The organism is Herbiconiux sp. FW305-C-125, assembly GCF_058783455.1.
Genome location: NZ_JBYSYO010000002.1, coordinates 1 through 26,219, shown reverse-complemented (window position 1 = coordinate 26,219; position 26,219 = coordinate 1). Strand labels below are relative to the sequence as shown.

Here is a 26,219-nt window from a genome sequence, read left to right as displayed (position 1 = left end):
TGTGCCGGTCCCTCTCCTCATTCTGGTCACTAGACCCGTCATCGGTGTAACCGACGGGCGAACGGATGGCGTCGCCGCCTCCCTGCCGGCAGACGGGCAGGCCGCGCACGACCCGGGTTTCCGTCTCGCCGACGCCACGCAGCCGCAGCTCAGCGTGCTCGACCTCGGTGTGACCCGCGGCGACGGTGTGTTCGACTCGCTCCAGGCCGTCGACGGGCGCGTGCCCGACCTCGAGCTGCACCTCGCCCGCTTCGCGGACTCGGCCCGACTGCTCGACCTGCCCGAACCCGACGCCGAGGTGTGGCGGGCCGCTGTCGCCGCGGCGGTGGCGGCGCATCCGGCCGTTCCGGTGCTGGCGGTGAAGCTCGTGCTCACGCGGGGCATCGAGGGCGGCGACGGGTCTCCCACCGCCTGGGTGCTCGCTCAGGCCGCCCGCGACTTCACGGCGGTGCGGCGCGACGGAGTGCGGGTGGTCACGCTCGACCGCGGCTATCGGCACGATGTGGGCACCACCGCACCGTGGCTGTTGCAGGGCGCCAAGACCCTCTCCTACGCGGTGAACGCGGCGGCCGTCCGCGAAGCGACGCGACGCGGCGCCGACGAGGTCGTCTTCGTCAGCTCCGACGGGTTCGTGCTGGAGGCACCGACCGCGAGCGTGCTGTTACGGGAGGGTGACCGGTTCTGCACCCCGGCGGTGGAGCTGGGCATCCTGCCCGGCACCACTCAACGCCGGGCGTTCGAGTTCTTGCGCGGCCTCGGCTACCAGACGGATGCGGTGCGCCTGCGGGCGAGCGAGTTGCGTCGCGCTGACTCCCTCTGGCTCGTCTCGAGCATCCGTCAAGCCGTTCCGGTGACCGAGCTCGATGGCGAGCGGGTCGCGGTCGACGAAGCGCTGACCGGGCAGCTCAACGCGTTCTTGTCGGGCCGGATCGAGTGACGCGGGGGTGCGTCAGGCGGCGACAGCCGTGCGCTGCACGTTGGCGCTGACCCAGCGCACGAGTGGGATGAGCAGGGCGGCGAGCTCGTCGCCGAGCGCGGTGAGGCTGTAGTCGACGCGGGGCGGCACGGTGCCCATCGATTCGCGCAGCACGAACCCGTCGGACTCCAGGGCGCGGAGGGTCTGTGCCAGCATCTTCTCGCTGATGCCCTCGACGTAGCGGTGCAGCTCGCCCCAGCGCATCGGCTTCTGTGAGAGTGCGACGAGCACGAGCACACCCCACTTGCTCGTGACGTGGTCGAGCACCACGCGGCTCGGGCAGTTCGATGCGAACGGTGTGGTGAGGCCGTCGCGGGGTGCGTCGGGCCAGTCGGCGTGAATGGCGTCCCAGATTCTTTCGGTCACGCCACTAGCTTACCGAAAAGTGGGTACCATCGGTCGGGAAGTAAAGCGGATGCGCGCCGGTTCTCTCCAACGACCGGCTCGAGAATGCGGGCCACGGAAAGGATCGAACCCATGACCATCGTCGTCACCGGAGCCACCGGACACCTCGGACGCCTCGCCGTCGACCACCTGATCGCGCGCGGCGTGCCCGCGACCGACATCATCGCCACCGGCAGGAATGCGGAGAAGCTGGCCGCGCTGGCCGACGCCGTTCCCGGCGTGCGCACCGCAGTGGTCGACTTCGCCGACCCGACGTCGATCGACGCGGCGTTCGAGGGTGCCGACGCGCTCGTGCTCGTCTCGACCAGCGAGCCTGGCCAGCGCGTGCCGCTCCACGTGAACGCGATCGAGGGGGCGAAGCGTGCCGGTGTGTCACGCATCGTCTACACCAGCGCTCCGCAGGCGACCACGTCGGCGCTCATCCTCGCGCCCGAGCACAAGGCGACCGAGGAGGCCTTGGCCGAGTCGGGTCTCGCCACCACCATCCTGCGCAACAACTGGTACCACGAGAACTACGGCAGCTCACTCGCCCAGGCGGCGTCCACCGGGGTCTACCTCGCCAGCACCGGCGACGGCCGCGTGGCCAGCGCATCCCGCTCCGACTACGCGGAGGCGATCGCGGCCGTGCTCACCACACCCGGTCACGAGGGCGCGGTCTACGAGCTCTCGGGCGACGTCGCCTGGACGGGCGACGACTTCGCAGCGGCGGCCAGCACCGTGCTGGGCCGGCCGGTCGAGTATCGTTCGGTGACCCCCGAGGAGCAGACGAGCATCCTCACGGATGCCGGGCTCGACGCCGGGACGGTGGGGTTTGTGGTGGCTCTTGATGGGAACATCCGGGATGGCTTGCTGGCCGAGACGTCCGGCGACCTCGCACGGCTCATCGGGCACCCGACGACGCCTCTCGTCGACGGGCTCGCGGCCCTGGCACCGTCGGCGTAGCCTTCCCCGACGGTGCTGCCGCGCGCTGCGCGCTTGCCGACGATGGGATCAGGGAACACCCATAAACACGGCTCGGTCACCCGGCCATCCGGTCGTGGTCCGTTGTCGAGACGGATGCGCGTGGCCTGACCCGAACCCAGCCACCCACGCATGGCGACCGGGGTCCTTTTCAGGCAAGCGCGTAGCGCGCGGCAGCACCGCTCAATGTCGGAGGCTCATGCTTGAATTATTCTCATGAAGGTTCGGTTCGAGACCCCCGACACGGGCGAGGAGCAGGCAGCTGCTGACGCGCAAGCCGCCGCCGACGCCCGCGCTGCGGTGTCCGAACTCGGCCTCCTCGACCTGCACCTGGACTCCGTCATCGAACGCGTCACCGCCTACCGGGAGATCATCGCCCGCGCCGAAGCCGGTATCGCCCGCTGCCTCGCCGAGGCCGCCCAGATCGCGGATGCCCGCGCGGGGCTTGCTCGCCCGGAATCGGTGTCGAGGTCAGACGCCCGGGCCAGGGAACGGCAGCTGGTCGCAACCGAGATCGCAACCGCCACCCGGCAGTCCGAGCGCACCGTCACGACCCGCATCAACGACTCCGAAACCCTGATCACCCGATTCCCCACCACCCTGGCCGCGCTCGACGCCGGCCAGATCACGGTGCAGCACGCCCGGCACCTCATCAACCACGCCAGCAGCATCCCCGTGGAAGCGCAGGCCGCCTTCGAGGAGCAGCTTCTGGCGGTGGCGGTGGAGACGACCCCGTACCGGTTCGAAGACACCGCCCGCCGGATGCGCGAAACCGCGCACCCCGAATCCATCACCACCCGCACCCAATCAGCGGTCGAGAAACGCACCGTGTTCATCGAACCCACCTGCGACGGCATGGCCACCCTCACCGCCCACCTCCCCGCCATCCACGCCATCGCGATCGACGACCTCATCGACAAAATCGCCCGCGCCTCCCGCACCAACCCCTACGGACACCTCGGCCGCCCCGGCCTCCCCGACCCCACCACCACCACCACCACCAGCACCAGCAGCAGCACCAGCACCAGCACCGACCCCACCACCAGCACGGATCCCACCATCAGCACGGATCACCGCACCCACCTGCAACGCCGAGCCGACGCCTTCACCGACCTCCTCCTCAGCCCCGGAAACCCCGCCCACCCCGCCACCATCACCGCCCAAGTGATCATCACCGCACCGGCCACCACCATCACCGGCAACCCCAACCACCCCAACACACCACCCGGCCTCCTCCACGGCTACGGCCCCATCGACCCGGACACCACCCGCACCGTCGCCGCAACCGCACCCACCCACCTCCGCGTCACCACCCACCCCACCACCGGCGAACCCACCATCACCCGCCACCGCAAACCACCAACCCCCCACAACATCGCCACCACCAGCCACCAGCACACCGAACTCCCGACCCCACCAGCCCCCACCCAACCCACCAACACCGGGCAGAACCCCACGGCCGACACCCCTGCCCTGACCGGGCGGGAACGCTACAGCGCCCCCAACGACCTCCGCCTCCTCCTCGCCACCCTCGACGAAACCTGCCGCTTCCCCCACTGCACCCGCCGCGCCAACCGCTGCGAACTCGACCACACCCACGACTGGGCCAAAGGCGGCACCACCACCCCCAACAACCTCCACCACCTCTGCACCAAACACCACCACCTCAAACACCAAACCAACTGGACCATCACCACCCACCCCAACCACCCCCGACACCTCACCTGGACCAGCCCCCACGGACGCACCCACACCACCAAACCCCCCAACCCACCACCCTCCTGAACCCACTGAGCAACCGGCCCATCACGAATCACCCTGCGCCTGCGCAAGGGGGCTGCGGAGTGGACCCGATCGTGGCAGCGTCGAAAGAAGCACGCGCGACACCAGCCGTACTGCGGACCAATAGCGGCGACCCCGCGGAGAACAGGAGACGACCATGGCACGCTTCGGATACACGCTCATGACCGAACAGAGCGGTGTGAAAGACCTCGTTCGCTACGCCGTGGCCGCCGAGCAAGTCGGCTTCGACTTCGAAGTCTCCAGCGACCACTACTCACCCTGGCTCACCGAACAGGGTCATGCACCGTACGCCTGGACCCTCCTCGGCGCCGTCGCCCAGGCCACCGAACGCGTCGAACTCGCCACCTACGTCACCTGCCCGACCATGCGCTACCACCCGGCGGTCATCGCCCAGAAGTCCGCCACCCTGCAGATCCTCTCCGACAACCGCTTCATCCTGGGCCTCGGCTCCGGCGAGAACCTGAACGAACACGTGGTGGGCGAGGGCTGGCCGGCGGTGGATGCCCGGCAGGACATGCTCGAAGAAGCGGTGCACATCATCCGTGAGCTGCACACCGGCGAACTCACGACCTGGGAGGGAAACTACTTCCGCGTCGATTCCGCGCGCATCTGGGACGCCCCCGAGGGTGGAGTGCCGATCGGCCTCGCGGTGTCCGGCGACAAGTCGATCGAGCGTTTCGCACCCCTCGGCGACCATCTGATCGCCGTCGAGCCCGACGGCGAGCTCGTCGACGGGTGGGCCAAGGCCAACGGCGGCGAAGCACCCCGCTCGATCGGCCAGATCCCCATCTGCTGGGACCCGTCAGAAGAAGCCGCCATCGCCCGCGCCCACGAGCAGTTCCGCTGGTTCGGCGGCGGCTGGGCCGTCAACGCCGACCTGCCGACGCCGGCCGGCTTCGCGGGTGCCACCCAGTTCGTGCGCCCCGAAGACGTCTCCGCGGCGATCGCCTGCGGCCCCGACCTCGACGCCATCGCGGAGAGCGTGCGCCCGTACCTCGACGCCAGGTTCACCGACATCGCCGTCGTCCAGGTGGGCGACGAGGGCCAAGACCGCTTCCTCGCCGAGGCAGCGGGCCCCCTGCTGGAGAAGCTTCGCGCACTCTGACCGGCCGCTCACTCCATCCGCAGAACTGCGGGGCCGAGACGCAGAGTCCCACTCGTCACGGCCTCGCAGCGCACTCCTCCGCGTCGTCGTAACGCCTTGTGGGCGCCCTCGGCCAGAGTCACGTTCATCCACGCGCACGGATTCGCGGGCCGATGCCCCTGAAACATCACCGGCCCGGAGCCTGAGTCGAGACTGAAGGCGACGCCGGCCAACGCATCCACATCGACTCCCCGCACCAGGATGTTCCGGCGCGTTGCCGCCGGGGAGAGCGGATGCTCCACCCCGAGCTCGGCCCGCACCGCGTCGAGCGACTCGGCGGCCATCACCGTCACCGCCGCACGCCGGTGCGCTGCACGCCCGAAGTACCGGTCGCCCACGATCCCGAGGCCGGCCCGTACCTCGATCTGCTCACGTGACTCGAGCTCGCCGGCCGGAATCGGCAGGGGCCCTTCGGCCGGTCGCCCTTCGTAGCGATGCACCGACGACACCAGCAAGAACTCGATCTCCACGGGGCGCTCGAACGCGAACAGCGCCTGACCGCTCATGACTGGTGCTCCGACTCCGCACGCCGGATGGCCGCATCCGCTCCGGCCACAGCGGCGTCGAGATCCGCGGCCAGAAAATCGGCCGAACGCGGCAGCCGCACCGTCACGGCCGAGTAGCTCTCGATCGCCAGTTCGCCGCTCACCCCGGCGAGACCGAGCACGTGCCCGCCGGCATCGCCGTCGGCACTGACGAAATGCAGATGCGCTCCTGCCACGGTGACCCCTTGGAACACCCCCGGCGCCACGAATCCCACCAGCGTCCCCCGCACATCCGTCACCAGGTTCTCCCGCTGATCGTGAACGGCTTCGGCCAACGGCAGGTAGGGCTTCGACTGCCGCTTCGCCTCACGCAGGCTGACGGATGCGAACTGCCCGTCGACACGCACCGCGTGAAAGAGGTTGACGCTCGACACCCGCTCCCGCACCGCATCGATGAGCGCCTCGAACGACGCCACACCGTCGACCGGGTTCGACGAATCCGGCTCGAAATCCGCCACCTCGGCGAACGCGAGGGAATCGGATGCGCCGAGCACCGTCATCCGCCCGTCACCGTGAAACAGCCGGAACACCCCGTCGAGCACCACCAGCTCACCATCCATGTGGTCGCCGCAGCCCAACCCGAAGCCGCCCGCCCGTGCGACCTCGGCGACCGGGAACACACCGTCGAACAGACCCGCGACGAGTGCGTCGACGATCGAGAACTGCACGAGCGCCTTGCCGACGTCACGATTTGCACCCATAACCCGTCATTCTCCCGCACTCTTCAGCAGAACCGACCAGAGTAGAAGCATGGCGACTCGACTCGAGCGGAACATCGACCGCGTGCTGAGCATCCACCGGCCGGCGGTGCTGGCGCACCTCCGCAGCATCCGGCGCATGCACCCGGATGCCTCGCCGGCTGAACTCCTGGTCATCCTCGAGCGTCGTTACGTCACCGCGGTGACGAGCGGCGGTGCCGCCGTCGGGGCGAGCTCGATGCTCCCGTTCGTCGGCACCGGCATCTCGCTCGGCCTGAGCGCGGTCGAGACCGCCGGATTCCTCGAGACCACGGCGTTGTTCGCGCAGTCGGTCACGGAGGTGCACGGCATCGCGGTCGATGACCCCGATCGTGCTCGCGCGCTCGTGATGACCCTGCTCATGGGCAAGGCGGGCAGCGACCTGCTGAAGCAGATCGCCGGTCAGGCGACGGGCGGGATGGGCAGGAACGCGTACTGGGGGCAGGTCGTGACGAGCAGCCTGCCGCAATTCGTCGTGGGGCCGATCGCCGATCAACTGCGCAACGCCTTCGTCAAGCGGTTCGCCGTGGGGCAGGGGGCGAACGTGCTCGGCCGGGCCATCCCCTTCGGCATCGGCGCCGCCATCGGCGGGGTCGGCAACCTCGTACTCGGGCGCACGGTCATCCAGAGCGCTCGCACGGCGTTCGGGCCGCCACCCTTCACCTTCCCGATGGAGCTCGCCGTCACCATCAAGGCCCCGAAGGCAGTGACGGTCGACGGTGGCACGAGCGAGAAGAAGCGTTTGAAGAAGATCCTGCCGAGCCGCAAACCGAAGGAGATCACCGAGGCCCCCGGCCCGCGGCACGATGTGGAGACACAGCTTCCTGACATCCGCATCTGAATGCCGCTCATTCACAGCGCAGTGGTAGATTAGAACCTCAGCCGAGGCGTGTCAGCTTTGGGCTCGGTTCGAGACGGTGAGGGGGAAGGCGATGAGATACCGCATCGTCGCCGCCGTGCTCGCCACACTCTCGCTCCTCGGCTTCGGAGCGGGCGCGGCGCTCGCGCACTCGCAGGGTCACGGTGTCGCCGCCGACGACGCCGCCGCGCAACCGGTGCTGGCGGCCACCGGGTACGACTTCACGCCGATGCTCGTGACGGCCGGCGTGTTCCTGCTCATCGCGGGCGTCGCCGTTCTCATCGCCAAGTACGTCCTCGCGCGTTCCAGTCACAGCTGAGCGCCAGGCGGCCGGTCAGCACCCGACCGACGCCGGCTCACAACCGGTCGTCGTCGCGATCGCCCTCCACGTCATGCTCGTCGACCGGCTCGTCGCGCGCGTGCAAAGCCGCGTTGCGCTCCCATTCGGCCAGCATCGTCTCGACGGCCGCGTGGAAGCGCCGGGTCGCGGCACCCGGCGTCGTGTCGCCGAAGTAGTGCTTCACCCAACGGCTGAGGCGCACGCCGGCGGCAGAGTCGTGCGAGACCTGATCGATGCGCGCGAGCACCGTCGGGGCATCGGCGGCCAGCAGCCACTCGCAGTCCGAGAGGTATCCGCCGGTGTCGATCTCCGCATCCGGTGACACCGGGCGGGTGATGAGCAGGGGCTTGCCGGTGGCCAGGCGGTCGTAGACCATGGCCGAGACGTCGACGATCGCGACATCCGCCACCGCCAGCTGCCAGCCCAGCTCCGCGCCGGTGTCGTGGACGTGCTGGGCGCCCGCGTCGTCTCGGTTCGCTGCGGCGATCGCGGCCACGATCTCGCGGTTCGCGGCGGCATAGGCCGGGTCGAGCACACCGCTGCGCGGGTGCGGTCGGTAGATCAGCCGGTGTGTGGGCGACGACAGGATGTCGCGCACGAGCGCGACGCCGTGGGACGCGATGGAGCCGTACGCCGCAGCCGCGCGGTCGCCTTCCCAGGTGGGCGCGTAGAGCACCACGGTGCGCCCGTCGGACGGAAAAGGCACGGTCCCGGAGTAGTGGTCGGCCTGCGGACGCCCGATGGGCAGGGCGCGCTTGCCGAAGTCGTAGTCCCAGAGCACGCGCTTCAGGCGGGCGATGGCGGCGTCACCGGCCACGAGACTGTAGTCGTAGGCCTTGAACTGGTTCGTCGTCATGTACATCTTGTCGCTCTCGCCATGATTGATGAACACGTGCCACCGGCGGCCGTAGCGCATCATCTGGAAGTTGCGGGCGTTCTGGTTGACGTAGAAGACGATCTTGAGCTCGTGCTCGTCGATGAACGACTCGAGCGCGTTCACCGTTCGCACGTAGGCCACGGGCAAGGGGCTCTCGTCGAGCAGGGCACTGGCACCACTCGGCGCGCGGCTGAGAATGACCACCGGGTGGGTCTTGGCGAGCTCGACCAGAGGCTTGTACCACTGCCGGATCTGGTAGAGATTGACGTCGCCGTCGGCGAAGTAGACCCCGATCTCGAAGCGGCGGGTGCCGAGTGGTGCCCGCGCGGTCAGCTGCCGGGCGAGTTTCGCGCGTACCCGTCGGGCCTGAACCAGGTCGCGCACGACCGTCCAGCCCAGCTTCGCATCATTCAGAACACCCACACGTTTCAGGCTAGCGACGCCGTCAGGCCGACCCGTCCGGATCGGCCCGTGGGCGGTCCTTCTTTAGGGAATCGTGACCTTGGGCTCACACGATCGGCGGGCGGCCGGCCCGCGTCATGCGCCACACGGTGCGCCAGGAGATCGGCCGGCGCTCGCCCGCATCCGTTCGCCAGCCTTCCGCCCAGCCGCCGAACCATGCTCGGAGGGCGGCAGGGCGCCGGGCCCAGCGGAGGAGTTGGATGCCGGTCCAGCTCGCCACGTACAGCGGCACCAGGAGGGCCGGCAGGTTGCGTTTCGCGAGCCACACCCGGTTGCGGGCGTTCAGCCGGTAGTAGTACGCGTGCCGGGTGGGTTCGATGGCTGGATGGTTGGCCACGAGCTCACCGGCGTACCACGTGCGGAGCCCCTGGTCCCAGACCCGCCAGGCGAGTTCGATGCCCTCGTGGGCGTAGAAGAACGGTGCCGCCCAACCGCCGGTGGCGTCGAACACGCTTCGCGGCAGGAGCGTCGCACCCTCCCAGACCGAGAACACGTTCCCCGAATCCGTCGGGGAGCCCTTGCGGATGCGGGGTACCCAACGCCGCGGGTTCGTGGCACCCGAGGGGTCGACCACACGCGGCTGCAGCAGGCCGATGCCGGGGTCGCGGCGGATGCGCTCCACCGCCTCGGCCAGGAACCCGGCGTCGGGCAGGCTCGCGTCGTCGTCGAGGAAGAACACGTACTCCCCCGCCACGACCGCCGCGCCGGCGTTGCGGCCGGCCGGAATGCCGACGTTGGCCGGCAACGAGAGGGTGCGCACCGCATCCGGAAGCCCCTCGGGCACCCAGCCGTTGCCGACGCAGACGATGTCGAGCACCACGTCGCGCTGCGCGAGCAGCGACTCGGCACCCCGCACCAGGTCGGCTGGTCGTGTGCCCTGGGTCAGCAGCACGACGCCGATCGTCGGCGGGCTTCCGGTGGCGGCGTCGGACGAGCTCAGGAGCGCACCCGCTTCGACGCCATGATGGCCACGAAGTGCCCCACCACTGCGAGGAGCGACAGCGGCACCAGCGCCACCAGCAGGATGCGATCGGCGAGCACACCGCCGATGAACAGGCCGAGCACGGCGAACGCGAAGATCAGCATCGTCAGCTCCACCGAGTGGTAGAGCCGGTGGAACGGCACGAACCGGGCCGCCCGGCGCAGCCGTGCGACGAGTGCCTGCGACGGCGCCGACTCGCCGTGTGTGTCGGCCAGTTTGGCGAGACCCGCATTCGCCCGTGCGACGTGCACCATGTCGTTGAGTGCCTTGTTCAGCACGATCACGAGGGCGAGCAGGAGGCCGAGGGTGGTCCAGAGGAAGTCGGCGGGCGCCTCGAAGGGGTATCCGGCGGCCCTGATGCCGAGCGCGATCGGGATGAGCGCCTCGGTCGTGTAGTGCCCGACCTTGTCGAGGAAGACACCGGCGGGCGAGGAGGTGCCGCGCCAGCGTGCGACCTCGCCGTCGCAGCAGTCGACCAGCATCTGCAGTTGCCCCAGCACGAGCGCGAGCGCCGCGCCACCGATGCCCGGGATGAGCAGGGCGGCCGCGGTGGCCCAGCCGGTGAGGATCATGAGGCCCGTCACCCCGTTCGCCGAGATGCTCGTCTTCAGCAGCAGCCAGGTGATGTACGGCGAGAGGCGCCGCAGGTAGAGCGATGCCGTCCAGTGTTCGGCGTTGCGCCGGCCACGCACCTCGGGCGGCTGGGCCACGGCCTTCAGCTCGGCGATGCTCGACGGGCGCGCCGGCCGGGGAGAGGTCGAGGACACGGTCACCTCCCGGTGTGCGCGGTGATGTTCTTGGTGAGCTTCAGGAAGCCGAGGATGAACCCCAGGCCCCAGCTGAAATGGATGCACGGCAAGACTACGAGAAACCACGCCCCGCTGCGGGCTCCCGCGGCGCGCCCCGCCGACACGCTCGCCAACGCGACGAAGACGAGGTACACGGCCGGCACCACGAAACCGAGGGTGAGCCACGCGCCCACCGCTCCACCGCCGGCCGCCAGCACGACGAGCCCCGCGACCCCCACGAGGAGACCGAGCAGCGCCGCGGTGACCATCACGGGCGGCACGAAGTACTTCAGCGCGTTCGCCGAGAAGAACCGCCGCGCCAGTTCGCCGCGCCAGAGCCCGGTGGAGAAGAACTGCCGCGCCAGGCGCTCGAGCGAGGGCCGTGGGCGGTAGATGACGACGAGTTCCGGGGTGAACCAGACCACGCCACCGGATGCGCGCAACCGGCGATTCAGCTCCCAGTCCTGCCCGCGCCGGATGTCCTCGTTGAACAGGCCCACCTTCGTCAGCCAGTCCCGGCGGAAGACACCGAGGTAGACCGTCTCGGCCGGGCCTTCGGCGCCGCCCAGATGGTGAGCACCGCCGCCGAGACCGGCCTTGGAGCCGTAGGCGACAGCGACCGCGCTCTCGAACGGGGTCGTGCCCTCCGCCTTCATGATGCCGCCGACGTTGGCGGCGCCCGTGCGCAGCATGGTCTCCACGGCGATGCGGGTGTAGTCGCGCGGGAGGAGGGAATGGGCATCCACCCGCACCACGATCGGGTACTGCGACGCCGCGATCGCGACGTTCAGACCGCTCGGCGTCGAACCCGTCGGATTGTCGATGACCCGGATGCGCGGATCGACCCGCGAGAGCCGCTCCAGCAGCTCGTTCGTTCCGTCGATCGACGGCCCCAACGCCACGATCACGTCGAACGGGCCGTCATAGTCCTGGTCGAGGAGGCTGCCGATCGCGGCTTCGACATGGGTGACCTCGTTGAGCACCGGCATCACGTAGGAGACGCCCGGGCGCTCGGCCGTGGGTTCCGGGGTGGGGTGGGTCATGCCGTCCGCTCGTTCTGGGCATCCGCTCGTTCTGGTGCCGGTGCGGCTGCAGACGGAAAAGGCTGGTGGGCCGCCGCCGCGTTTCCGCGACGACGAGCCTACCAGCCTGATTCCGGGGACCGCCTGGCCCCGATGCTGCGCCGACTACTGGGCGAGCTGCCCGAGGGTGACGTCGACCGTCTTCGATTCGCCACCGCGCGTGTAGGTGATCTTCGCGGTGCCGCCGGCGGGCAGCGTGCGCACCTGGGCGGTCAGGTCGATCGAGTCGGTGATGGGCAGACCGTTGAACGCGGTCACCACGTCGCCGGCCTTGAGGCCCGCCTGCTCCGCCGCGCCACCCGAGGTGACCGACTGGATGATGGCGCCGGCGGTGGTGCTGTTCGCTTCGGATGAAGCATCGCCCACCGTCGCCCCGAGCAGTCCATGCGTGGCCGAACCGTTCTGGATGATCTCGTCGGTCACGCGCTTGACGAGATTCGCCGGGATGGAGAAACCGACGCCGATGTTGCCCGACTGGCTGGAGCTGTCACTCGAACCGGCACTAGCGATAGCGACGTTGATGCCGATCAGCTTGCCCTCCGAGTCGAGCAGGGCGCCGCCGGAATTGCCGGGGTTGATCGCCGCGTCGGTCTGGATGACCGAGAGCGAGATGCTCGACGTCTGAGTAGGGGTCTGTTGCTGCTGCGACTGGCCGTTGCCGTCGGGCAGGTCGAAGTTCCAGAAGTCGTACGGGCCCTGGTTGCCGTTGCCGCCACCGTTGCCCTGATCGGGCGAGGGGTTGGTCTCGGTGTCGTCGGGCGCTGCCGAGGAGGCGACCGTGATGCTGCGGTTCAGAGCGCTCACGATGCCGTTCGTGACGGTGCCGGAGAGGCCGAGCGGCGCACCGATGGCGATCGCGACGTCACCGACGTTGAGCTTCGAGGAGTCGCCGAACTCGATCGGGGTGAGACCCGATGCATCCTTCAGCTTGATCACCGCGAGGTCGGCGACCGGGTCGGTGCCGACGACGGTGGCGTCGTAGAGCTTGCCGTCGTTGGTCTGCACCTTGATCTCGGGGTTCGCGGTCTCGCCGTCGAGGGTCACCACGTGGGTGTTGGTGACGATGTAACCGTCGTCGGTCAGCACGACACCCGAACCCGTGCCCGCGGCCTGATCGCTCTGCACCGAGATGGTGACGACCGAGGGTGAGGCCTTCGCAGCGACAGCGGTGATGAGGTTCGCGTTGTCGGGGTTGTTCACGGTGATGCTGGTGGGGCTCGACGCGGTGTTGGTCGTGGTTCCGCCGTTCTGGCTCACCGCCCAGGCCGTGACGCCCGCGCCGGAGGCGCCGCCGATGAGGGCGCCGATGGCCAGGGCCGCCACGAGCGCGACACCGCCGCGGCGCTTCTTGACCGGGGCGGAGGTGGTGGGCGTCTGCTGGCTGTAGGCGCCCGACGCGGCGTACATGGCCGAGTTGAAGTTCGGATCGGGCACCGCGCTGTAGGGCGGCGTGCCGCTCGGCGGGGTGCCGAAGGAGCCGTTGCCGTAGTTCGCGGTGTGCTGCGCGTGCTGCCCGTAGGCGGCGGGTGCGGCGGGGGCGGCCGGCGCGGCGGGGGCCGGGTAGCCCGCGAGGTGCGGGTTCACGCTGGTCGGCTGCGGCAGCGTGGGCTGTGCGCCGGTCGGCTGTGCCGGGGTGGCCGGGGCCTGTGCGGCCGGGGTGGGCGGCACGATCGGGGGGACGACGGCGGTGGTGTCGTCGCGGTGCGGGAACGCGGGGGTCGCCGGCGTGGCAACGGGCTGCTGCGCCTCAGGCTGCTGTGCCTCGGGCTGCTGCGGCTGGGGGGTGGACTCCGAGGCCGGGGCGTCGTTCGTGGCGCCCGTGTGGTCGGCCGGAATGCCCGCGGGGTTCTCGGTGCTCTCTGACATGTGTTGCTCCTTCCAAGCACTCGCAAGCATCCTCACCCAAGCTGAGGGAACTCTATGGACCGCCTGTGCGCCGTCTGCCGTCTCGTTATGACTGAGCTTGGAGAGTCGGCCGACTACTAAGTTTGTACCCGGAACGACACGACGGGGAGAGCATGACCATCACCGGATCCTGGCAGCGCACCGCCCGAGGTGCGGGCCTGCTGGCCCCTGACGGCACGATCGCCGCCACCATCTTCGCCGAGATGAGTGCGCTCGCGCAGGCCACCGGCGCCATCAATCTCGGCCAGGGGTTTCCCGACGAGGACGGGCCCGCCGAGGTGCTGGAGGCGGCACGTCAGGCGATCGCCGACGGCGTGAACCAGTACCCGCCGGGCATCGGGATGCCCGTGCTCCGGCACGCCATCGCCGCCCACCAGCAGCGGTTCTACGGGTTGACGGTCGACCCCGACCGTGAGGTGCTCGTCACCGCCGGCGCCACGGAGGCGCTCGCCGCCACGATCCTCGCCCTCGTCGACGAGGGCGACGAGGTGCTCACGCTCGAGCCGTTCTACGACGCCTACGGCGGACTGATCGCGCTCGCCCGGGGCGTGCACACCACCGTGCCGTTGCGCCGACCCGATTTCCAGCCCGACCACGACGACCTGCGGCGCGCGGTGACCGACCGCACCCGGGTCATCCTGCTCAACAACCCGCACAACCCGACCGGTGCCGTGCTGGCGCGCGAGACGCTCGAACTGATCGTGGAGCTGGCGCATCGCCACGACGCGATCATCGTCACCGACGAGGTGTACGAGCACCTGACGTTCGAGCATCCGCACATCCCGGTGGCCACCCTCCCCGGAGCGGCGGAGCGCACCGTCACCATCTCCTCGGCGGGCAAGACGTTCAGCACCACGGGCTGGAAGATCGGCTGGCTCACCGCCCCGGCCGAGCTCGTCACGGCCGTGCTCGCGGTGAAGCAATTCCTCACCTACGTCAACGGTGCGCCGTTCCAGCCCGCGGTCGCACTCGGTCTCGGGCTGCCCGACGCGTTCTTCACGGGCATCGCCGACACCCTGCGTGACAAGCGCGACCTCCTCTCCCGTGGTCTCGTGGCCGCCGGCTTCGAGGTCTCCCGCCCGGGCGGGACCTACTTCGTCGTGGCCGATGCCGCACCACTCGGCTACCCGGATGCGGCCACCCTCTGCCGCGAACTGCCGGCCCTCGCCGGCGTGGTCGGGGTGCCGATCAGCGCGTTCGTGAGCCCCGCGCACGCGCCGGAGTACGCCTCGCTCGTGCGCTTCGCCTTCTGCAAGAAGACCGAAGTGCTGGAGCTCGCCGCCGACCGCCTGGCCGGCCTCGCCCGCTAGCGCGGGCGCGTGGTGAACCGGCGCAGAGCCAGCGCGGGGTTGACACGGCGAACCTCGTCGATACGCCGCGGATCGATCCACGCCACCGCCACGTCTTCGCGTTCGCCGAGGCTCGCGATCGTGACCCCCATCGGGTCGACCACGAGACTCGCCCCCACCCCCACCGGCGGCGTCTGGTCGGCCGCCGCGAGGTAGATCGTGTTCTCGAGCGCGCGGGCGGTGACGAGGCTTCGCCAGTGGTGCTCCTTCAGCGGGCCACGCACCCACTCCGCGGGCACGACGACGAGGTCGGCACCGGCGTCCACGAGCCAGCGTGAGACCTCGGGGAAGCGGATGTCGTAACAGGTCTGCATGCCGATGGTCACGCCCTCGATCGAGAAGGTCTCCGGGGTGCCGATGGTGCCCGCCTCGACCCAGTCGCTCTCCCGCCCACCGAACGCGTCGTAGAGGTGCACCTTGCTGTACCGCGCGATCACGCCGTCGACCGGGGAGACGGCGACGAGCAGGTTGGCGATGCGGTGCGCATCCGCCGTCTGTGCCACCATGCCCGCGATCAGGTGCACGTCGAGCTCTGCGGCGAGGGCACTGAGGGCGGTGACGAACGGGCCGTCGACGGGCTCGGCATTTGCGACGACGTCGGGCCCCAGGGGGTCGCTGAAGTACGACGAGTACTCGGGGAACACCACGAGCGACGCCCCGCGCTGCACGGCGGTGCGCGCCAGGCGGGCGATGGTCTCGAGGTTGGCGGCGCGGTCGGTGCCGGGAGCGAACTGAGCGACGGCGACGCCGAAGCCGAGCCGGGCGTCGTCGGCGCCGGTCAGGTCGGTCATGCGAGCCTCGCCATGGCCTTGACCGCGCGCCGTTCATCCATCGCCGCGTAGCCTGCGGGGAGCTCGTCGAAGGGCACCTCGAGATCGAACACCAGGCCGGGGCGGATGCGGCCGGCCAGCACATCCGCCAGCAGCTCGGGCAGATAGGTGCGCACGGGGGCGAGTCCGCCGCCGAGGCCCACGTTGTTTTGGAAGGCGATGTTGACGGGGAACTCGATGTCGTGCGGCACGCCCACGAAGCCCACCCGGGAGCCCGGCCGCGCGATCGCGAACGCGGTGGTCATGGCTTCGGCGCTGCCGACGCACTCGAGCGTCGCGTCGACACCGAGGCCGCCCGTGAGCTCGACCACGGCGCCCACCGCATCCTGGCCGCGCTCCTCGATCAGGTCGGTGGCGCCGAACTCGGTGGCGATGGCCTGCCGGGCCGGGTTGCGGCTCAGCGCGATGATGCGCTCGGCGCCGAGGCGCTTGGCCGCGAGCACGCCGTTCAGGCCCACCGCGCCGTCGCCCACGACCGCAACGGTCATGCCCGGGCGCACTCCTGCCCCGACGGCGGCGTGATGGCCGGTGCCGCAGACGTCGGAGAGCGCCAGCAGGTGCGGGATGAGCTCCGCGTCGGGCTGCCCGCCCGGCACGACCACGAGGGTGCCGTCGGCGAGGGGCACGCGAACGTACTCGCCCTGGCCGCCGTCGGTGCCTTGGCTGCCCCAGAACCCGCCGTGCACGCACGAGGAGGTGATGCCGTTGAGGCAGTGCGGGCAGGTCCCGTCGCTGAACATGAAGGGTGCGATCACGAAGTCACCCACGGCGACCGAACCGACGTCGGTACCGATCGCCTCGACCACACCGACGAACTCGTGACCGATCCGGGAACCGGCTTTGCGCGGGCTCACGCCGCGGTAGTACCAGAGATCGGAACCGCAGACGCAGGTCGCCACGACGCGCACGATGGCGTCGCCCGCCGACTGGATCTGCGGATCGGGTACCTCGTCGACGGTCACGTCGAAGGCGGCGTTGAACACGAGTGCGCGCATGCCACGATGCTACCCGGCGGCGGACGTGGCGGCGGTGCGGCGTCGTGGGCTTCGCCGTCAGCGGCTGAGTGCGAGACGGGCGTACGCCGGGATGAGGGTGCCGCGCTGGGCACGCCGCCCCGCGATGCGGAGCGGTGCGGCTGCCGCGGCGTCGAGCACGGCGCCGAGGGTGGTGTCGATCTGCGCCATGGCGAGCGGTGCGCCGAGACAGAAGTGCACCCCGGCGCCGAACCAGAGCTGCTTCAGCGACGCCGCCGGGTTGCCGACGGGATCGAATGCTCCGGCCGCCCGGTCGGCGAGGAAGGTCGCGAGCACGAGCCGGTCGCCCGGATGCACGGGCACGCCCCCCACGGCCGTCTCCGCCCGCACACTCCGCAGCATCACGGGCGACGGCGTCGTGACGCGGAGCCCCTCTGCCACCGCCGCGTCGACCAGCGCCCGATCGGCGGCGAGGCGGGCGAGCCAGCCGGTGTCGTGCAGGATCGCGACGAGGCGCGGCAGGTACGACACGAGCGTCTCGGTGCCGGTGAGCACGAAGGCGCCCACCGCGCCCATCGCCTCGTCTTCGGAGAGCCCGAGTTCGCGCATCCGGCCCGGCACCGTACTCGCGTCACCGTGGTAGGCCAGGCGCGCGTGCTCGGTGAGCTCGGCGAGCACCGACCGGGCCACGGCCACCTGCGCGGGCGTGAAACGGGGTCGGGCCAGCCGCACGTATCCGGTGACCGCGGAGACACGGGCGAAGAGCTCCTCGCCGATGTCGTCACGGTCGAGACCGACGAGGCGGCTGATCACGCGGCCGGCGTAGTCGCGCACCTCGGCGACGAGGTCGACGCTCTCCCCCGCCACGAGGCGTTCGGTGAGCCGAGCGGCCGCCGCGCCGACGGTGGCCCGGGTCAGCTCGCCCACGAACGCCGGGGCGAAGAGGGGCGCGAGGCGGCGACGCAGGGCGAGGTGGTCGACGCCCTCCATGTTGAGGAGCACCGACGGCCCGAGCACCGGCGTCCAGAGCTCGGCGGGCGAGCCGGGGCCGGTCTTGGTGAAGCTCGCGGTGTCGAGCAGCACTCCCCGCAACAGCCCCGCGTCGGTCACGAGCACTCCGATGCCCGGCACCCGTAAGGCCGGGCGCCGAACCCGCGAGAGCAGCGGGTACACGAGCGGATGCGCGGCGCGCTGCACCCGCTCCTCCCAGCGTCGCTCACTGCCGAGCCGCACCGCCGCAGTCTTCACAGTCGCACCAGCATCGCACCGAGCGAGATGCCGCCGGCGAGCCCGACCAGGGCGACCAGGCTCCCTGGGCCGACCAGGCCGCGCTCTCGGGCGAGCTGCAGTTGCAGCGGGAGACTGACCGAGGCGAGGTTGCCGTGCTCGCCGATCGTGACGACGGTGCGCGCGGGGTCGATGCCGAGCACCGCCACGATGGTGTCGTGGTACGACCGGGCCACCTGATGCACCGCCACGAAGTCGAGCTCGGTGACGTCGTGGCCGAGGTCGCTGACGGTCTGCTCGACGAGGCCCACCCCCACCTCGGCGAAGGCCCGTTGCAGCGCTGCGCCGTCCATGTCGAAGTAGGCTCCGCCCTCGGCGTGCGGGTTCACCGATCCGCCGGCGGGCAGCGTGCCGACCGCCCAGTGCTCGGAGCGCGCGATGAACCGCGAGCCGAGCACGCCCGCGCCCGCGGCTTCGGTGCGCTCGAGCAGCACCGCCGCTCCCCCGTCGCTCATCGTGTAGCCCGCGAAGGAGCGGAAGAACTGCTGCTGGTCGTCGAGCCGCCAGCGCACGGCGTGGGAGGGCTGTTCGCCGCTCACCACCAGCACGCGACGGTACTGGCCGGTGGCGATCAGCGCATCCGCCACCTGCATCGCGTTGAGCACGCTGTTGCAGGCGTTCTTGACGTCGAGCACCGGGCAGTCGAGGCCGAGCTTCGCCGACACGATGTGACTGGTCGCGGGTTCGATGAGGTCTTGGCTGGCCGAGGCGAAGAGCAGCAGATCGACCGGCCCGGGTGACTCGTCGAGGGCACGGCGACCCGCGGCCGCGGCGAGGTCGGAGGTCTGCCAGCCGTCGGGCCGCACGTGCACGCGTTCGACGCCGGTGAGCCGGCGCACCAGACCGGTCGGCAAGGCGAGCCCGGGGTTCAGGCGCCGCAGCTCGGCCTCGGTCTCGCCGGTGCTGCGGACGGTCTCGGGCAGGTACGTCGCCACCGCGGCGATGCGGGCGCTGCCGCTCACCGCGCTCCTCCAGCGGCGTCGAGGCGCCCGTCGCCCAGGAGCGCGTCGGCCGTGCGGGCGAGCGCCTCGTCCAGTGGCGGCACAGCCGGCCCGAAGAGCTCGCGGCAGAGGCGGGCGTCGAAGGTCTTCGAAAAGGCGTACACGATCACCGAGTATCTCGTGATCGGCGGCTCGCCGCCGCGCCGGGCGAGCCGCCACGCCCATTCGGTCAGGGTGGCGGCCGCCAGTGCGGTCCGGCGGGACACCGTGCGGGTCGGCCGCGGCACGCCGAGGCGGTCGAGCAGTTCGAACACCGTCTGCTGCAGCGGAACCGGATCGCCGCCGGTGAGCACCACGGTCCGGCCGACCGCGGCCGGCAGCCGGGTCGCAGCCACCAGCTGGTCGACGAAGGTGTCGATGTAGAGCAGATCGGAGAGCGCCGGCCCGCCCGCGCCGTCGCGGAACCGGGGCAACGCGCCGCGGCGGGCGGCCGTCACGATTCGAGGCAGCACCGTCGTGTCTCCCGGCCCGAACACCGCACGGGGGCGCAGCACCACCCACTCGCCCGGGTACCCGCGCACCACCGTCTCCGCTGCATGCTTGGAGGCCGCGTAGCCGTTCACGAAACGCGGGCCCGCCGCCGCGTCGTCGGGCACGTCGAGCTGGTCGCGGGCGGTGTACAGCACGGATGCGGTCGACACGAACACGATGCGGGGCGGCTTCGCCTGAGCGGCAGCCGCCGCCACGACGGCGTGGGTCGCCTGAACGTTGTCGCGCTCGAACTGCGTCCGGCTGCCCCACGGGGAGCTCCGCGCGGCCGCGTGCACGATGACGTCGGGTTCGAAGCCGGTTCGACTGAGACGCTCGGTCGCGTCGGGGGCGGCGAGGTCGAGCATCCGGTAGTCGGCCCGGACGAGCGCTCGGCGCCCGATGCCGAGCACCTCGAACGCCGGGTCGCGCGCGAGCCGTTCCACCAGGACCCCGCCCACGAAGCCGGATGCCCCGGTCACCAGCACGCGCAGGGCTGCGGTGGGGGGTGGCGTCTCCGCGTTCCCGCTCACGGCGCGGCCTCGCGCACGATGCGGCGCATTTTCGCGGTAGGGTCGGGCTCCTGCCACGGCGCCGACAGCACGGTGCCGTGGCAGCCGTAGCGGGCGAGCAGGGCGGTGAGCGAGGCAGCGACCTGCGCGTGCGCATCGGGCGCCGGCTCGGCGAGCGACACGTGCAGGTCGAGACCGGCCTGACGGATGCGCCAATCGGCGTAGGCGGACGACCCCCGCGCCATCACCTGCCGCAGCACGTCGGGAAAGACCTCCACGACCGAGCGGCCGTCGATCGCCGGCAACCGCAGCACGGCGTCGGCCCGGCCGTCGACTGCGGCGACCACGGCGGTCACCCGCCCGCAGCGGCACCGAGCCGGCGCCTCGGGGTCGACGCGCAGCACGTCATCGAGGCGGTAGCGGGCGATGATCTGCGTCGTGCGGTCGAAGTCGGTCACGATCGGCTGGAAACGGGTGCGCGCCTCGTCGAGCCACTCGCGTTCGATGTGCACCGACTCCTCGTTGAGGTGCAGAGAGCCCTGCAGGCAGGTGATCGCGAGCAGCCCCTCGGTGGCCTGGTAGACCTGCCTGGGCGCAACGCCCCAGGCGGCTTCCACGCGCTCGGCGGTCTCGGTCTCGAGCACCTCGGCCACCGAGATCACGAGCCGCGGCCGGATGCCGAGCACACCCGACCGAGCCTCCCGCGCCAGCGCATCCAGCACCGAGGCCGGGGCGACCAGCACGTCGGGCCCCGCCCCGCGGCGGGCTGCGGCCTGGAGCTCGGCGACGTGCGCCGCCATCGGTTCGGTGAGATCGTGGAACGCGAAGCGGATGCGCGAACTCGCCACCGACTCGTAGAGGTTGCCGCCCGCGCGCAAGAAGAACGCGATGCGCACCGGCGGGCGCCAGGGCTGCACCAGCTGGCGGAGCGAACGCGCGTCGAGCACCCGGCCCAGCACGGTGCCGGCCCAGAGCCGTCGCTCGCGCGGACTGACGAGGAACGCCGCACGGCGGCCTGAGGTGCCGCTGGACAGGCCGACCGTGAGATCGCCGTCGACCAGCGGAGTGAAGTCGCGACTGCGCTCGGCCTCGAGGGCCACCCCGAGGGCGTCGGCGAGCCGCACTCCGCGGGTGTTGAGGGCGTCGAAGTGCTCGAGCATCGTCGCCTTGTCGATCACGGGCAGGTCGCCGAGAACGCGTCGCCCGTTCGCGCCGTCTGCCGTCGCTGCGGCACTGCGATAGAACGGCACGCGCGCGACCCGGCGCAGGAACGAGCGGATGCGTCGCCGCTGCCAGGCCTCGAACCGTGCTCGCGTGCGGAACCGGAACCCCCACCGCGCACGGACGAATCGGCCGATCATCGCGGCGACGAGCGCGCGGTCCGTCATCGACCGTGTCACCTGGCCAGGATAGCCGCAGCAGGCCCGGTTGCCCGCCCGAGCCGCGCGTGCGGACACGGCGGCAGGACGGCTGCCTCGTAGAATGGCGCCATGGCGGGCATCATCGGACACATCCTCCCGCTCGCCCTCGGCGTGGCACTGAGCTCGGTGCCGATCGTGGTGATGGTGCTCATCCTGCTCTCGCCCCGCGGTCGTTGGTCGAGCCTGACGTACCTCGCCGGCGCCGTGGTCGGGCTGGCCGGCCTCACCACCCTGTTCACGGCGGTCGCGACGCTGCTGCCGCCGGCCCCGGCGGAGGCGAAGAGCCCGCTCATCGCCACCATCGAGGCAGCGATCGGCGTCGGCCTCCTCGTGATGGCGGCTCTGCGCTGGCGCACGGCCCGCCGACTCCGCCGGCAACCGGCGCTTCCTTCAGTCGCCGACGGAGACCCGCCTGTCGCGAAGCCCCAGACCGCCACGGCGCGGCTGATGGCCCGGGTCACCACACTCGGGCCGGTGGCCTCGCTGGGCCTCGGCTTCGTGCTGATGCTGCGCCCCAAGAACCTCCTGCTCACGATCGCGGCCGGCGTGGCCATCGGCGCGAGCGGAGCGCCGCTCTCCGAGGTGGTGATCGGCATCGCGCTGTTCGTGGTGCTCGGCATCTCGACGCTGGCCGCTCCGATCATCTTCGCGTTCGCCGACCCCGCCCGCATGCGCAAGCCGCTGGAGGAGACGCGGGTCTGGATCGAGGGCAACAGCTCCACCGTCACCACGATCGTGCTCCTCGTGCTCGGCACCGTGATCATCGGCAGCGGGCTGGCCCACTACTGACGCGGCGCGCCCGCCTCACCCGAAGTCGCGGATGAACCGTTCGAACTCGCTCCGGCCGGTCGAGCCCGAGGCGGTGACGTCGGAGATGCGCAGAAGGGTGAGACCCGAGTACGCCGTCGCCCCCGAGAAGGTGTCGCGGATGTGCGACCAACCGGGCGCCGTGGTGGAACCCGCACTGCCCAGGTTTTCCGCCAGCGCGTTCTCGCCCTTCAGGGTGATGTGGGCCTTGGCGGCCGCAGTGCCCACCCAGGAGACGAGCGACGCGGCGTTCGAGTAGGCGTGCGCCGAACCGTCCCACTCCCGTCCGTCGGGCATCTCGAGCGCCGTGAAGTGGAGCAGCACGCGGTGGGTCGGGGTGCCGGTGCCGTCGCCGTGCAGATCGAGGTCGTGCACCAGGTTCGCGATGCCGTCGTAGCCGTGCGAGGTGGTGATGTCGTTGTAGGCCTGATCGGTGTGGATCAGCCCCGCTGCCACCTCCGGTGCGCGCTGCATCGGGCTGGTGGACATCGTCTGCCAGTGCACTCCCGGCACCTTGATGCCGAGGGGCACGTTCGCGAGCCCGCCGTCGAAGGCGCCGATTGCCTGGTTCATGACCTCGCGGCCGTGCCGCAGCAGGCTCTCGTTGTACCACCGCGTGAAATCACGGCCGTAGGTGATGGATCGGTAGGCACCCGAGTCGATGAAGCGCTCGTGGTCGGTGGGCGGCGAGATCATGGCGTACGTCAGGCCGGGGATGCCCCAGGCTGTCGCCACCCCCGCCACCGAGCCGTACCGTGCCACCGCCCAATCGGCGAACGCGGTGACGGCGGCGGGCGTGTAACTCTGGAAGGTGCCGCGGTTCGGGTAGCCCGCCGGGTTGCCGGCCACCATCGAGTCGTGCGACGCATACGACGGGTACCGCAACTCGCCTGCCGGGCCGGTGCTGACGGTGACTTCCTGCACCCGATCGGCGAAGTCGCTGCCGGGTGCCGTGTAGTGCGCCTCGAAGGAGTTCATGAAGTCGCGCATGTCCTGCAGCGTGCGCTCGTTGCCCGTGCCCCACGGCGACGGCGCCTCGCGGTCGACGTTGCCGTACTCGCTCCGGTAGTAGTTCTCGACCGGCACGCTCGAGCACCAGCCGGCGACGCCGCAGATCTGGAACGGCTCCCAGACGAAGGCCGGCACCGGGATGGAACAGGTGTCACCGACGTTGCCACCGCACTGATGGAACGACATCACCGGCACGAGGTCGAGGCCGGCCCCCACGATCGCACCGAAGACCTTGTCGTAGTACCGCCAGTCGAAGGTGCCCCGACTGGCTTCGACGGCACCCCACCACACGTCCACCGCCACCGCGTCGGCACCCGCCGCATCGGCCACCGCGAGCGAATCGGTGAACGCCTTCCACTCGGGGCCACCGGTCTGCCAATCGTCGATCCAGAGCGGCGCCATCACGTTGACGGTGGTGGCCGCGCCCGAACTCGCCGAGGCGGCCGGTGCCGCGAGCGGCGCCACCGCGAAGGCGGCAGAGGCGAGAACGGAGAGGGCGGCGGTCGCCACGGCGACCCGGGTTCGGGGGTGGGTATGAAGAGCCATCCCCCTACGCTAGGTTCGCGCGCCCGCCGCCCCTCCTGAGTACTTTCTCCCTAATTCTCGCGGTGGCCGGTGCGCTCGGAGGCGACCGCTCCGGCACGCGTGGAGCGCATCCGCACGACCGCGAGCACGATCCCGGCACCGAGCAGCAGCGCGGCCGCCGGCACTGCACCGAGGGCACCGGAGGCGCCGGTGGCCGCGAGCTCGGCCCCGGGGCCCGGGTCGGCGACCGGCGCCGGCACCGGCGTCGGCGTCGGCGTCGGGTCGACGACGGCCGGCGGGAACTGATTGATCGCCGTGGTGTCGTTGGCGAGCGACGCGGTCACCGACGCGATGGCGCCTGCCATGATGCCGAGCGCATCCGCGTTCACGTTCGCGATGTCATCGGCCGCCGAGTGGTAATTCGGGTCGGGCGTCACACCGGGGCCGCCGGTGCCGCCGAAGAGCGCCGCCTGGTCGACCGTCTTCTCGTCGTCCGCGCCGGTGAACAGGCCCGAAGCCGGCACGCCGTTCGCGATGAACGCGTCGTAGTCGCTGCGGGCGTCGAACGCGGTGTCGATCCACGGCTGCCCGATGGCGTCGAAGTAGTCGGTGAAGGCCTTCTCGGTCGCGATGGAGCCCTCAGGCACCTCGACGGGTGCCTCGTAGGTCGACTGGTCGGCGTCGTAGACGCTGATCACGTAGTTCGGCGACGCCACCATGTCGAAGTTCAGGTAGGTCGCGATCTGGTCGAGTTCGGCCGGGTCGTTCGCCGCGAGATCGTCGACGTAGTAGGTCGAGCCGACGAGGCCGACCTCCTCGGCGCCCCACCAGGCGAATCGCACCTGGTTGTTGAGCGGCCCGGATGCGGCCAGCTGGACCGCGGTCTCGAGGATCGCGGCCGACCCCGAACCGTTGTCGTTGATGCCCGGACCCTCGGGCACGGAGTCGAGGTGCGCACCCAGCATGACCGTGTTGTCCGATCGCCCGGTCGATGTCTCGGCGATGATGTTGAAGGTGTCGACCGTCGTCGTCTCCTCCTGCAGCTGCAGGTCGACGGTCGGCGAGTCCGGCAGCGCGGCGACCAGGGCTTCGCCCTCCTCCTGGGTCAGGCCGACCGAGGGCACGAATTCCGGCTGCTGTTCGCCGAGGGTGCCGTTCAGCGGGCCTGCCTCGTTGTTGTAGACGAGCAGCGCGATCGCACCCGCCTCACCCGCGGCCAGCGACTTCTCGGCGAACGAGCAGACGCCGCGGCTCACCACGGCGACCTTGGCCGTCGCGTCCACGCCGCCCCACTCGCTCGCGTCGCAGCCGGTGGCCGTGGCAGGCGCGACCAGCGCGGCCCCGGTGATCCCGGCCGGAGGCGTGGCGGTCGTGCCCTCCATCGGGATGCGATCGCCGGAGAGGTCGGTGGTACTGCCGAGCAGCGTGATCGAGAACTCGGTGATCTCCTGGGTGGTCGCCTCGAAGTCCTGGCGCACCGGCGTGTAGCCGGCAGCCGTCAGCACGCTCTCGATGTATTGGCCGCTCGCCTCGTAGCCCGAGGTCCCGATCGCCCGGTTGCCGTCGTTCGCGTCGGAGATCTCCTGCAGGGCCTGCAGGTGCGCCGTGATGCCCGCGACGGTGACCCGCGACTCGAGGTCGTCCGGGTCGACGGCGAACGCGGCACTCGATCCGAAACCCGCGACGCCCGCCACCATCACCCCCGCCCCGATGCCGAATGCCGCCAGTCGCCGATGCCGTCTTGTCACGTGGTGCTCCCCTAGATGTACTGCCCAGGGGCGTTGGTTGATGTGTGATGTCTTGAGTTGACGAAGACCTCCGGTGGAGGGTTGGAGCTGTCTAGTTCCCCATGACCACTGCCGGAGGTCTTCGTGTCTCACCGTAATGCTGCTCTCACGCCCATTCAACGTCTGCGGGTTGCCCGGTTGATCGTCGATGACGGGTGGCCGGTCGCGCACGCAGCCAAGTTCTTCCACGTTTCATGGCCGACCGCGAGACGGTGGGCCGACCGCTACGTGCTCGTCGGCGCCGCGGGGATGGAGGATCGTTCCTCGAGGCCGCACCACGTCGCGAACCGGACCCCGCCGCCGGTGGTGCGGAAGATCGTGCATCTGCGGTGGAAGAAGCGCCTCGGCCCCGTCGCGATCGGCGCGAAGCTCGGTGTTCCAG

General features: G+C 70.6%; 25 protein-coding genes. 9 read left to right on the top strand and 16 right to left on the bottom strand.

All coding sequences use genetic code 11. The annotated features are described in order from the left end of the window. Position 1: 1 nt before the first annotated feature. Positions 2–937 (top strand): aminodeoxychorismate lyase, encoded by a 936-nt coding sequence (locus AC3WLB_RS07480; RefSeq protein ID WP_492504749.1) that lies wholly within the window; start codon positions 2–4, stop codon positions 935–937. A gap of 12 nt (positions 938–949) precedes the next feature. Here AC3WLB_RS07480 and AC3WLB_RS07475 read toward each other — a convergent pair whose 3' ends face one another. After that, complete coding sequence (locus tag AC3WLB_RS07475) at positions 950–1,318, bottom strand: winged helix-turn-helix transcriptional regulator (protein WP_035882649.1); 369 nt, start codon at positions 1,316–1,318, stop codon at positions 950–952. Between the two features lie 135 nt (positions 1,319–1,453). Between AC3WLB_RS07475 and AC3WLB_RS07470 the strand changes: the two genes are divergently transcribed. From AC3WLB_RS07470 to AC3WLB_RS07460, 3 genes are all read left to right on the top strand, one after another. Beyond that, positions 1,454–2,323 carry an SDR family oxidoreductase gene (locus tag AC3WLB_RS07470; protein ID WP_492504747.1) on the top strand — a complete coding sequence of 290 codons (870 nt, stop codon included), beginning with the start codon at positions 1,454–1,456 and terminating at the stop codon, positions 2,321–2,323. Positions 2,324–2,557: 234 nt separating this feature from the next. Further along, positions 2,558–4,126: an HNH endonuclease signature motif containing protein gene (locus AC3WLB_RS07465; protein ID WP_492504745.1), complete on the top strand. Its 1,569-nt coding sequence runs from the start codon at positions 2,558–2,560 to the stop codon at positions 4,124–4,126. 154 nt (positions 4,127–4,280) lie between these two features. Next, the gene (locus AC3WLB_RS07460) at positions 4,281–5,249 is read left to right on the top strand and encodes an LLM class F420-dependent oxidoreductase (protein ID WP_492504743.1); all 969 of its coding nucleotides are present in this window, start codon (positions 4,281–4,283) and stop codon (positions 5,247–5,249) included. Between the two features lie 8 nt (positions 5,250–5,257). Here the strand turns inward: AC3WLB_RS07460 and AC3WLB_RS07455 are convergent, their stop codons facing one another. Together AC3WLB_RS07455 and budA are read right to left on the bottom strand one after the other, a co-directional pair. After that, positions 5,258–5,794 (bottom strand): MOSC domain-containing protein, encoded by a 537-nt coding sequence (locus tag AC3WLB_RS07455; RefSeq protein ID WP_492504741.1) that lies wholly within the window; start codon positions 5,792–5,794, stop codon positions 5,258–5,260. Further along, positions 5,791–6,534: an acetolactate decarboxylase gene (gene budA / locus AC3WLB_RS07450; RefSeq protein ID WP_492504739.1), complete on the bottom strand. Its 744-nt coding sequence runs from the start codon at positions 6,532–6,534 to the stop codon at positions 5,791–5,793. Before budA ends, AC3WLB_RS07455 begins: the two co-directional genes overlap by 4 nt. Before the next feature lie 49 nt (positions 6,535–6,583). Between budA and AC3WLB_RS07445 the strand changes: the two genes are divergently transcribed. Both AC3WLB_RS07445 and AC3WLB_RS07440 read left to right on the top strand, forming a co-directional pair. Then, positions 6,584–7,411 (top strand): hypothetical protein, encoded by an 828-nt coding sequence (locus AC3WLB_RS07445; protein WP_492504737.1) that lies wholly within the window; start codon positions 6,584–6,586, stop codon positions 7,409–7,411. Positions 7,412–7,502: 91 nt separating this feature from the next. Continuing rightward, on the top strand, positions 7,503–7,748 hold the full coding sequence (locus AC3WLB_RS07440; protein WP_492504735.1) for a hypothetical protein: 246 nt from the start codon (positions 7,503–7,505) through the stop codon (positions 7,746–7,748). 37 nt (positions 7,749–7,785) lie between these two features. On the opposite strand, the gene AC3WLB_RS07435 is transcribed toward AC3WLB_RS07440, so the two are convergent. The 5 genes from AC3WLB_RS07435 to AC3WLB_RS07415 all read right to left on the bottom strand — a co-directional run bounded on the left by AC3WLB_RS07435 (position 7,786) and on the right by AC3WLB_RS07415 (position 13,826). Then, positions 7,786–9,069 (bottom strand): CDP-glycerol glycerophosphotransferase family protein, encoded by a 1,284-nt coding sequence (locus AC3WLB_RS07435; RefSeq protein WP_492504733.1) that lies wholly within the window; start codon positions 9,067–9,069, stop codon positions 7,786–7,788. An 85-nt stretch (positions 9,070–9,154) separates the two neighbouring features. Beyond that, entirely contained in the window at positions 9,155–10,000 is an 846-nt protein-coding gene (locus AC3WLB_RS07430; RefSeq protein ID WP_492504731.1) for a glycosyltransferase family 2 protein, read from the bottom strand. A gap of 44 nt (positions 10,001–10,044) precedes the next feature. Then, positions 10,045–10,863, bottom strand: a complete 819-nt coding sequence (locus AC3WLB_RS07425) for a CDP-alcohol phosphatidyltransferase family protein (protein ID WP_492504729.1) — start codon at positions 10,861–10,863, stop codon at positions 10,045–10,047. Further along, on the bottom strand, positions 10,860–11,921 hold the full coding sequence (locus AC3WLB_RS07420; protein WP_022897286.1) for a glycosyltransferase family 2 protein: 1,062 nt from the start codon (positions 11,919–11,921) through the stop codon (positions 10,860–10,862). The genes AC3WLB_RS07425 and AC3WLB_RS07420 overlap by 4 nt, the downstream gene beginning before the upstream one ends. Before the next feature lie 144 nt (positions 11,922–12,065). Then, a complete protein-coding gene (locus AC3WLB_RS07415) occupies positions 12,066–13,826 on the bottom strand; it encodes a S1C family serine protease (RefSeq protein WP_492504727.1) in 1,761 nt (586 codons plus the stop codon). A 152-nt stretch (positions 13,827–13,978) separates the two neighbouring features. On the opposite strand from AC3WLB_RS07415, the gene AC3WLB_RS07410 reads away from it, so the two are divergent. Continuing rightward, positions 13,979–15,175 carry a pyridoxal phosphate-dependent aminotransferase gene (locus AC3WLB_RS07410; RefSeq protein WP_492504725.1) on the top strand — a complete coding sequence of 399 codons (1,197 nt, stop codon included), beginning with the start codon at positions 13,979–13,981 and terminating at the stop codon, positions 15,173–15,175. Here AC3WLB_RS07410 and AC3WLB_RS07405 read toward each other — a convergent pair. From AC3WLB_RS07405 to AC3WLB_RS07380, 6 genes are read right to left on the bottom strand one after another with little or no spacing between them, the layout of a single operon-like run. After that, positions 15,172–16,005: a carbon-nitrogen hydrolase family protein gene (locus AC3WLB_RS07405; RefSeq protein ID WP_492504723.1), complete on the bottom strand. Its 834-nt coding sequence runs from the start codon at positions 16,003–16,005 to the stop codon at positions 15,172–15,174. The two genes, AC3WLB_RS07410 and AC3WLB_RS07405, sit on opposite strands and share 4 nt — an antisense overlap. Further along, positions 16,002–17,039: a zinc-dependent alcohol dehydrogenase family protein gene (locus tag AC3WLB_RS07400; protein WP_492504721.1), complete on the bottom strand. Its 1,038-nt coding sequence runs from the start codon at positions 17,037–17,039 to the stop codon at positions 16,002–16,004. Before AC3WLB_RS07400 ends, AC3WLB_RS07405 begins: the two co-directional genes overlap by 4 nt. A gap of 57 nt (positions 17,040–17,096) precedes the next feature. Further along, complete coding sequence (locus AC3WLB_RS07395) at positions 17,097–18,251, bottom strand: cytochrome P450 (RefSeq protein WP_492504719.1); 1,155 nt, start codon at positions 18,249–18,251, stop codon at positions 17,097–17,099. Between the two features lie 11 nt (positions 18,252–18,262). Next, entirely contained in the window at positions 18,263–19,267 is a 1,005-nt protein-coding gene (locus AC3WLB_RS07390) for a 3-oxoacyl-ACP synthase III family protein (RefSeq protein ID WP_492504717.1), read from the bottom strand. Continuing rightward, positions 19,264–20,307, bottom strand: coding sequence for an NAD-dependent epimerase/dehydratase family protein (locus tag AC3WLB_RS07385; RefSeq protein ID WP_492504715.1), 1,044 nt, complete (start codon positions 20,305–20,307; stop codon positions 19,264–19,266). Before AC3WLB_RS07385 ends, AC3WLB_RS07390 begins: the two co-directional genes overlap by 4 nt. Next, positions 20,304–21,686, bottom strand: a complete 1,383-nt coding sequence (locus AC3WLB_RS07380; protein ID WP_492504713.1) for a F390 synthetase-related protein — start codon at positions 21,684–21,686, stop codon at positions 20,304–20,306. Before AC3WLB_RS07380 ends, AC3WLB_RS07385 begins: the two co-directional genes overlap by 4 nt. Before the next feature lie 90 nt (positions 21,687–21,776). On the opposite strand from AC3WLB_RS07380, the gene AC3WLB_RS07375 reads away from it, so the two are divergent. Continuing rightward, positions 21,777–22,496, top strand: coding sequence for a GAP family protein (locus tag AC3WLB_RS07375; protein ID WP_022898642.1), 720 nt, complete (start codon positions 21,777–21,779; stop codon positions 22,494–22,496). Between the two features lie 15 nt (positions 22,497–22,511). Here AC3WLB_RS07375 and AC3WLB_RS07370 read toward each other — a convergent pair whose 3' ends face one another. Next, positions 22,512–24,071, bottom strand: coding sequence for a family 14 glycosylhydrolase (locus tag AC3WLB_RS07370; protein WP_492504711.1), 1,560 nt, complete (start codon positions 24,069–24,071; stop codon positions 22,512–22,514). 50 nt (positions 24,072–24,121) lie between these two features. Next, positions 24,122–25,798 (bottom strand): M20/M25/M40 family metallo-hydrolase, encoded by a 1,677-nt coding sequence (locus AC3WLB_RS07365; RefSeq protein WP_492504709.1) that lies wholly within the window; start codon positions 25,796–25,798, stop codon positions 24,122–24,124. Positions 25,799–25,975: 177 nt separating this feature from the next. Between AC3WLB_RS07365 and AC3WLB_RS07360 the strand changes: the two genes are divergently transcribed. Continuing rightward, the coding region (locus AC3WLB_RS07360; RefSeq protein WP_492504707.1) for a helix-turn-helix domain-containing protein at positions 25,976–26,219 on the top strand (244 nt) is incomplete at its 3' end.

What these genes read in the sequence shown, in the direction of transcription:
- AC3WLB_RS07370 (WP_492504711.1), bottom strand. Translation starts at nt 24,071, where the DNA reads ATGGCTCTTCATACCCACCCCCGAACCCGGGTCGCCGTGGCGACCGCC.
- AC3WLB_RS07460 (WP_492504743.1), top strand. Translation starts at nt 4,281, where the DNA reads ATGGCACGCTTCGGATACACGCTCATGACCGAACAGAGCGGTGTGAAA.
- AC3WLB_RS07400 (WP_492504721.1), bottom strand. Translation starts at nt 17,039, where the DNA reads ATGCGCGCACTCGTGTTCAACGCCGCCTTCGACGTGACCGTCGACGAG.
- AC3WLB_RS07410 (WP_492504725.1), top strand. Translation starts at nt 13,979, where the DNA reads ATGACCATCACCGGATCCTGGCAGCGCACCGCCCGAGGTGCGGGCCTG.
- budA (WP_492504739.1), bottom strand. Translation starts at nt 6,534, where the DNA reads ATGGGTGCAAATCGTGACGTCGGCAAGGCGCTCGTGCAGTTCTCGATC.
- AC3WLB_RS07465 (WP_492504745.1), top strand. Translation starts at nt 2,558, where the DNA reads ATGAAGGTTCGGTTCGAGACCCCCGACACGGGCGAGGAGCAGGCAGCT.
- AC3WLB_RS07375 (WP_022898642.1), top strand. Translation starts at nt 21,777, where the DNA reads ATGGCGGGCATCATCGGACACATCCTCCCGCTCGCCCTCGGCGTGGCA.
- AC3WLB_RS07440 (WP_492504735.1), top strand. Translation starts at nt 7,503, where the DNA reads ATGAGATACCGCATCGTCGCCGCCGTGCTCGCCACACTCTCGCTCCTC.
- AC3WLB_RS07470 (WP_492504747.1), top strand. Translation starts at nt 1,454, where the DNA reads ATGACCATCGTCGTCACCGGAGCCACCGGACACCTCGGACGCCTCGCC.
- AC3WLB_RS07445 (WP_492504737.1), top strand. Translation starts at nt 6,584, where the DNA reads ATGGCGACTCGACTCGAGCGGAACATCGACCGCGTGCTGAGCATCCAC.
- AC3WLB_RS07455 (WP_492504741.1), bottom strand. Translation starts at nt 5,794, where the DNA reads ATGAGCGGTCAGGCGCTGTTCGCGTTCGAGCGCCCCGTGGAGATCGAG.
- AC3WLB_RS07420 (WP_022897286.1), bottom strand. Translation starts at nt 11,921, where the DNA reads ATGACCCACCCCACCCCGGAACCCACGGCCGAGCGCCCGGGCGTCTCC.
- AC3WLB_RS07405 (WP_492504723.1), bottom strand. Translation starts at nt 16,005, where the DNA reads ATGACCGACCTGACCGGCGCCGACGACGCCCGGCTCGGCTTCGGCGTC.
- AC3WLB_RS07415 (WP_492504727.1), bottom strand. Translation starts at nt 13,826, where the DNA reads ATGTCAGAGAGCACCGAGAACCCCGCGGGCATTCCGGCCGACCACACG.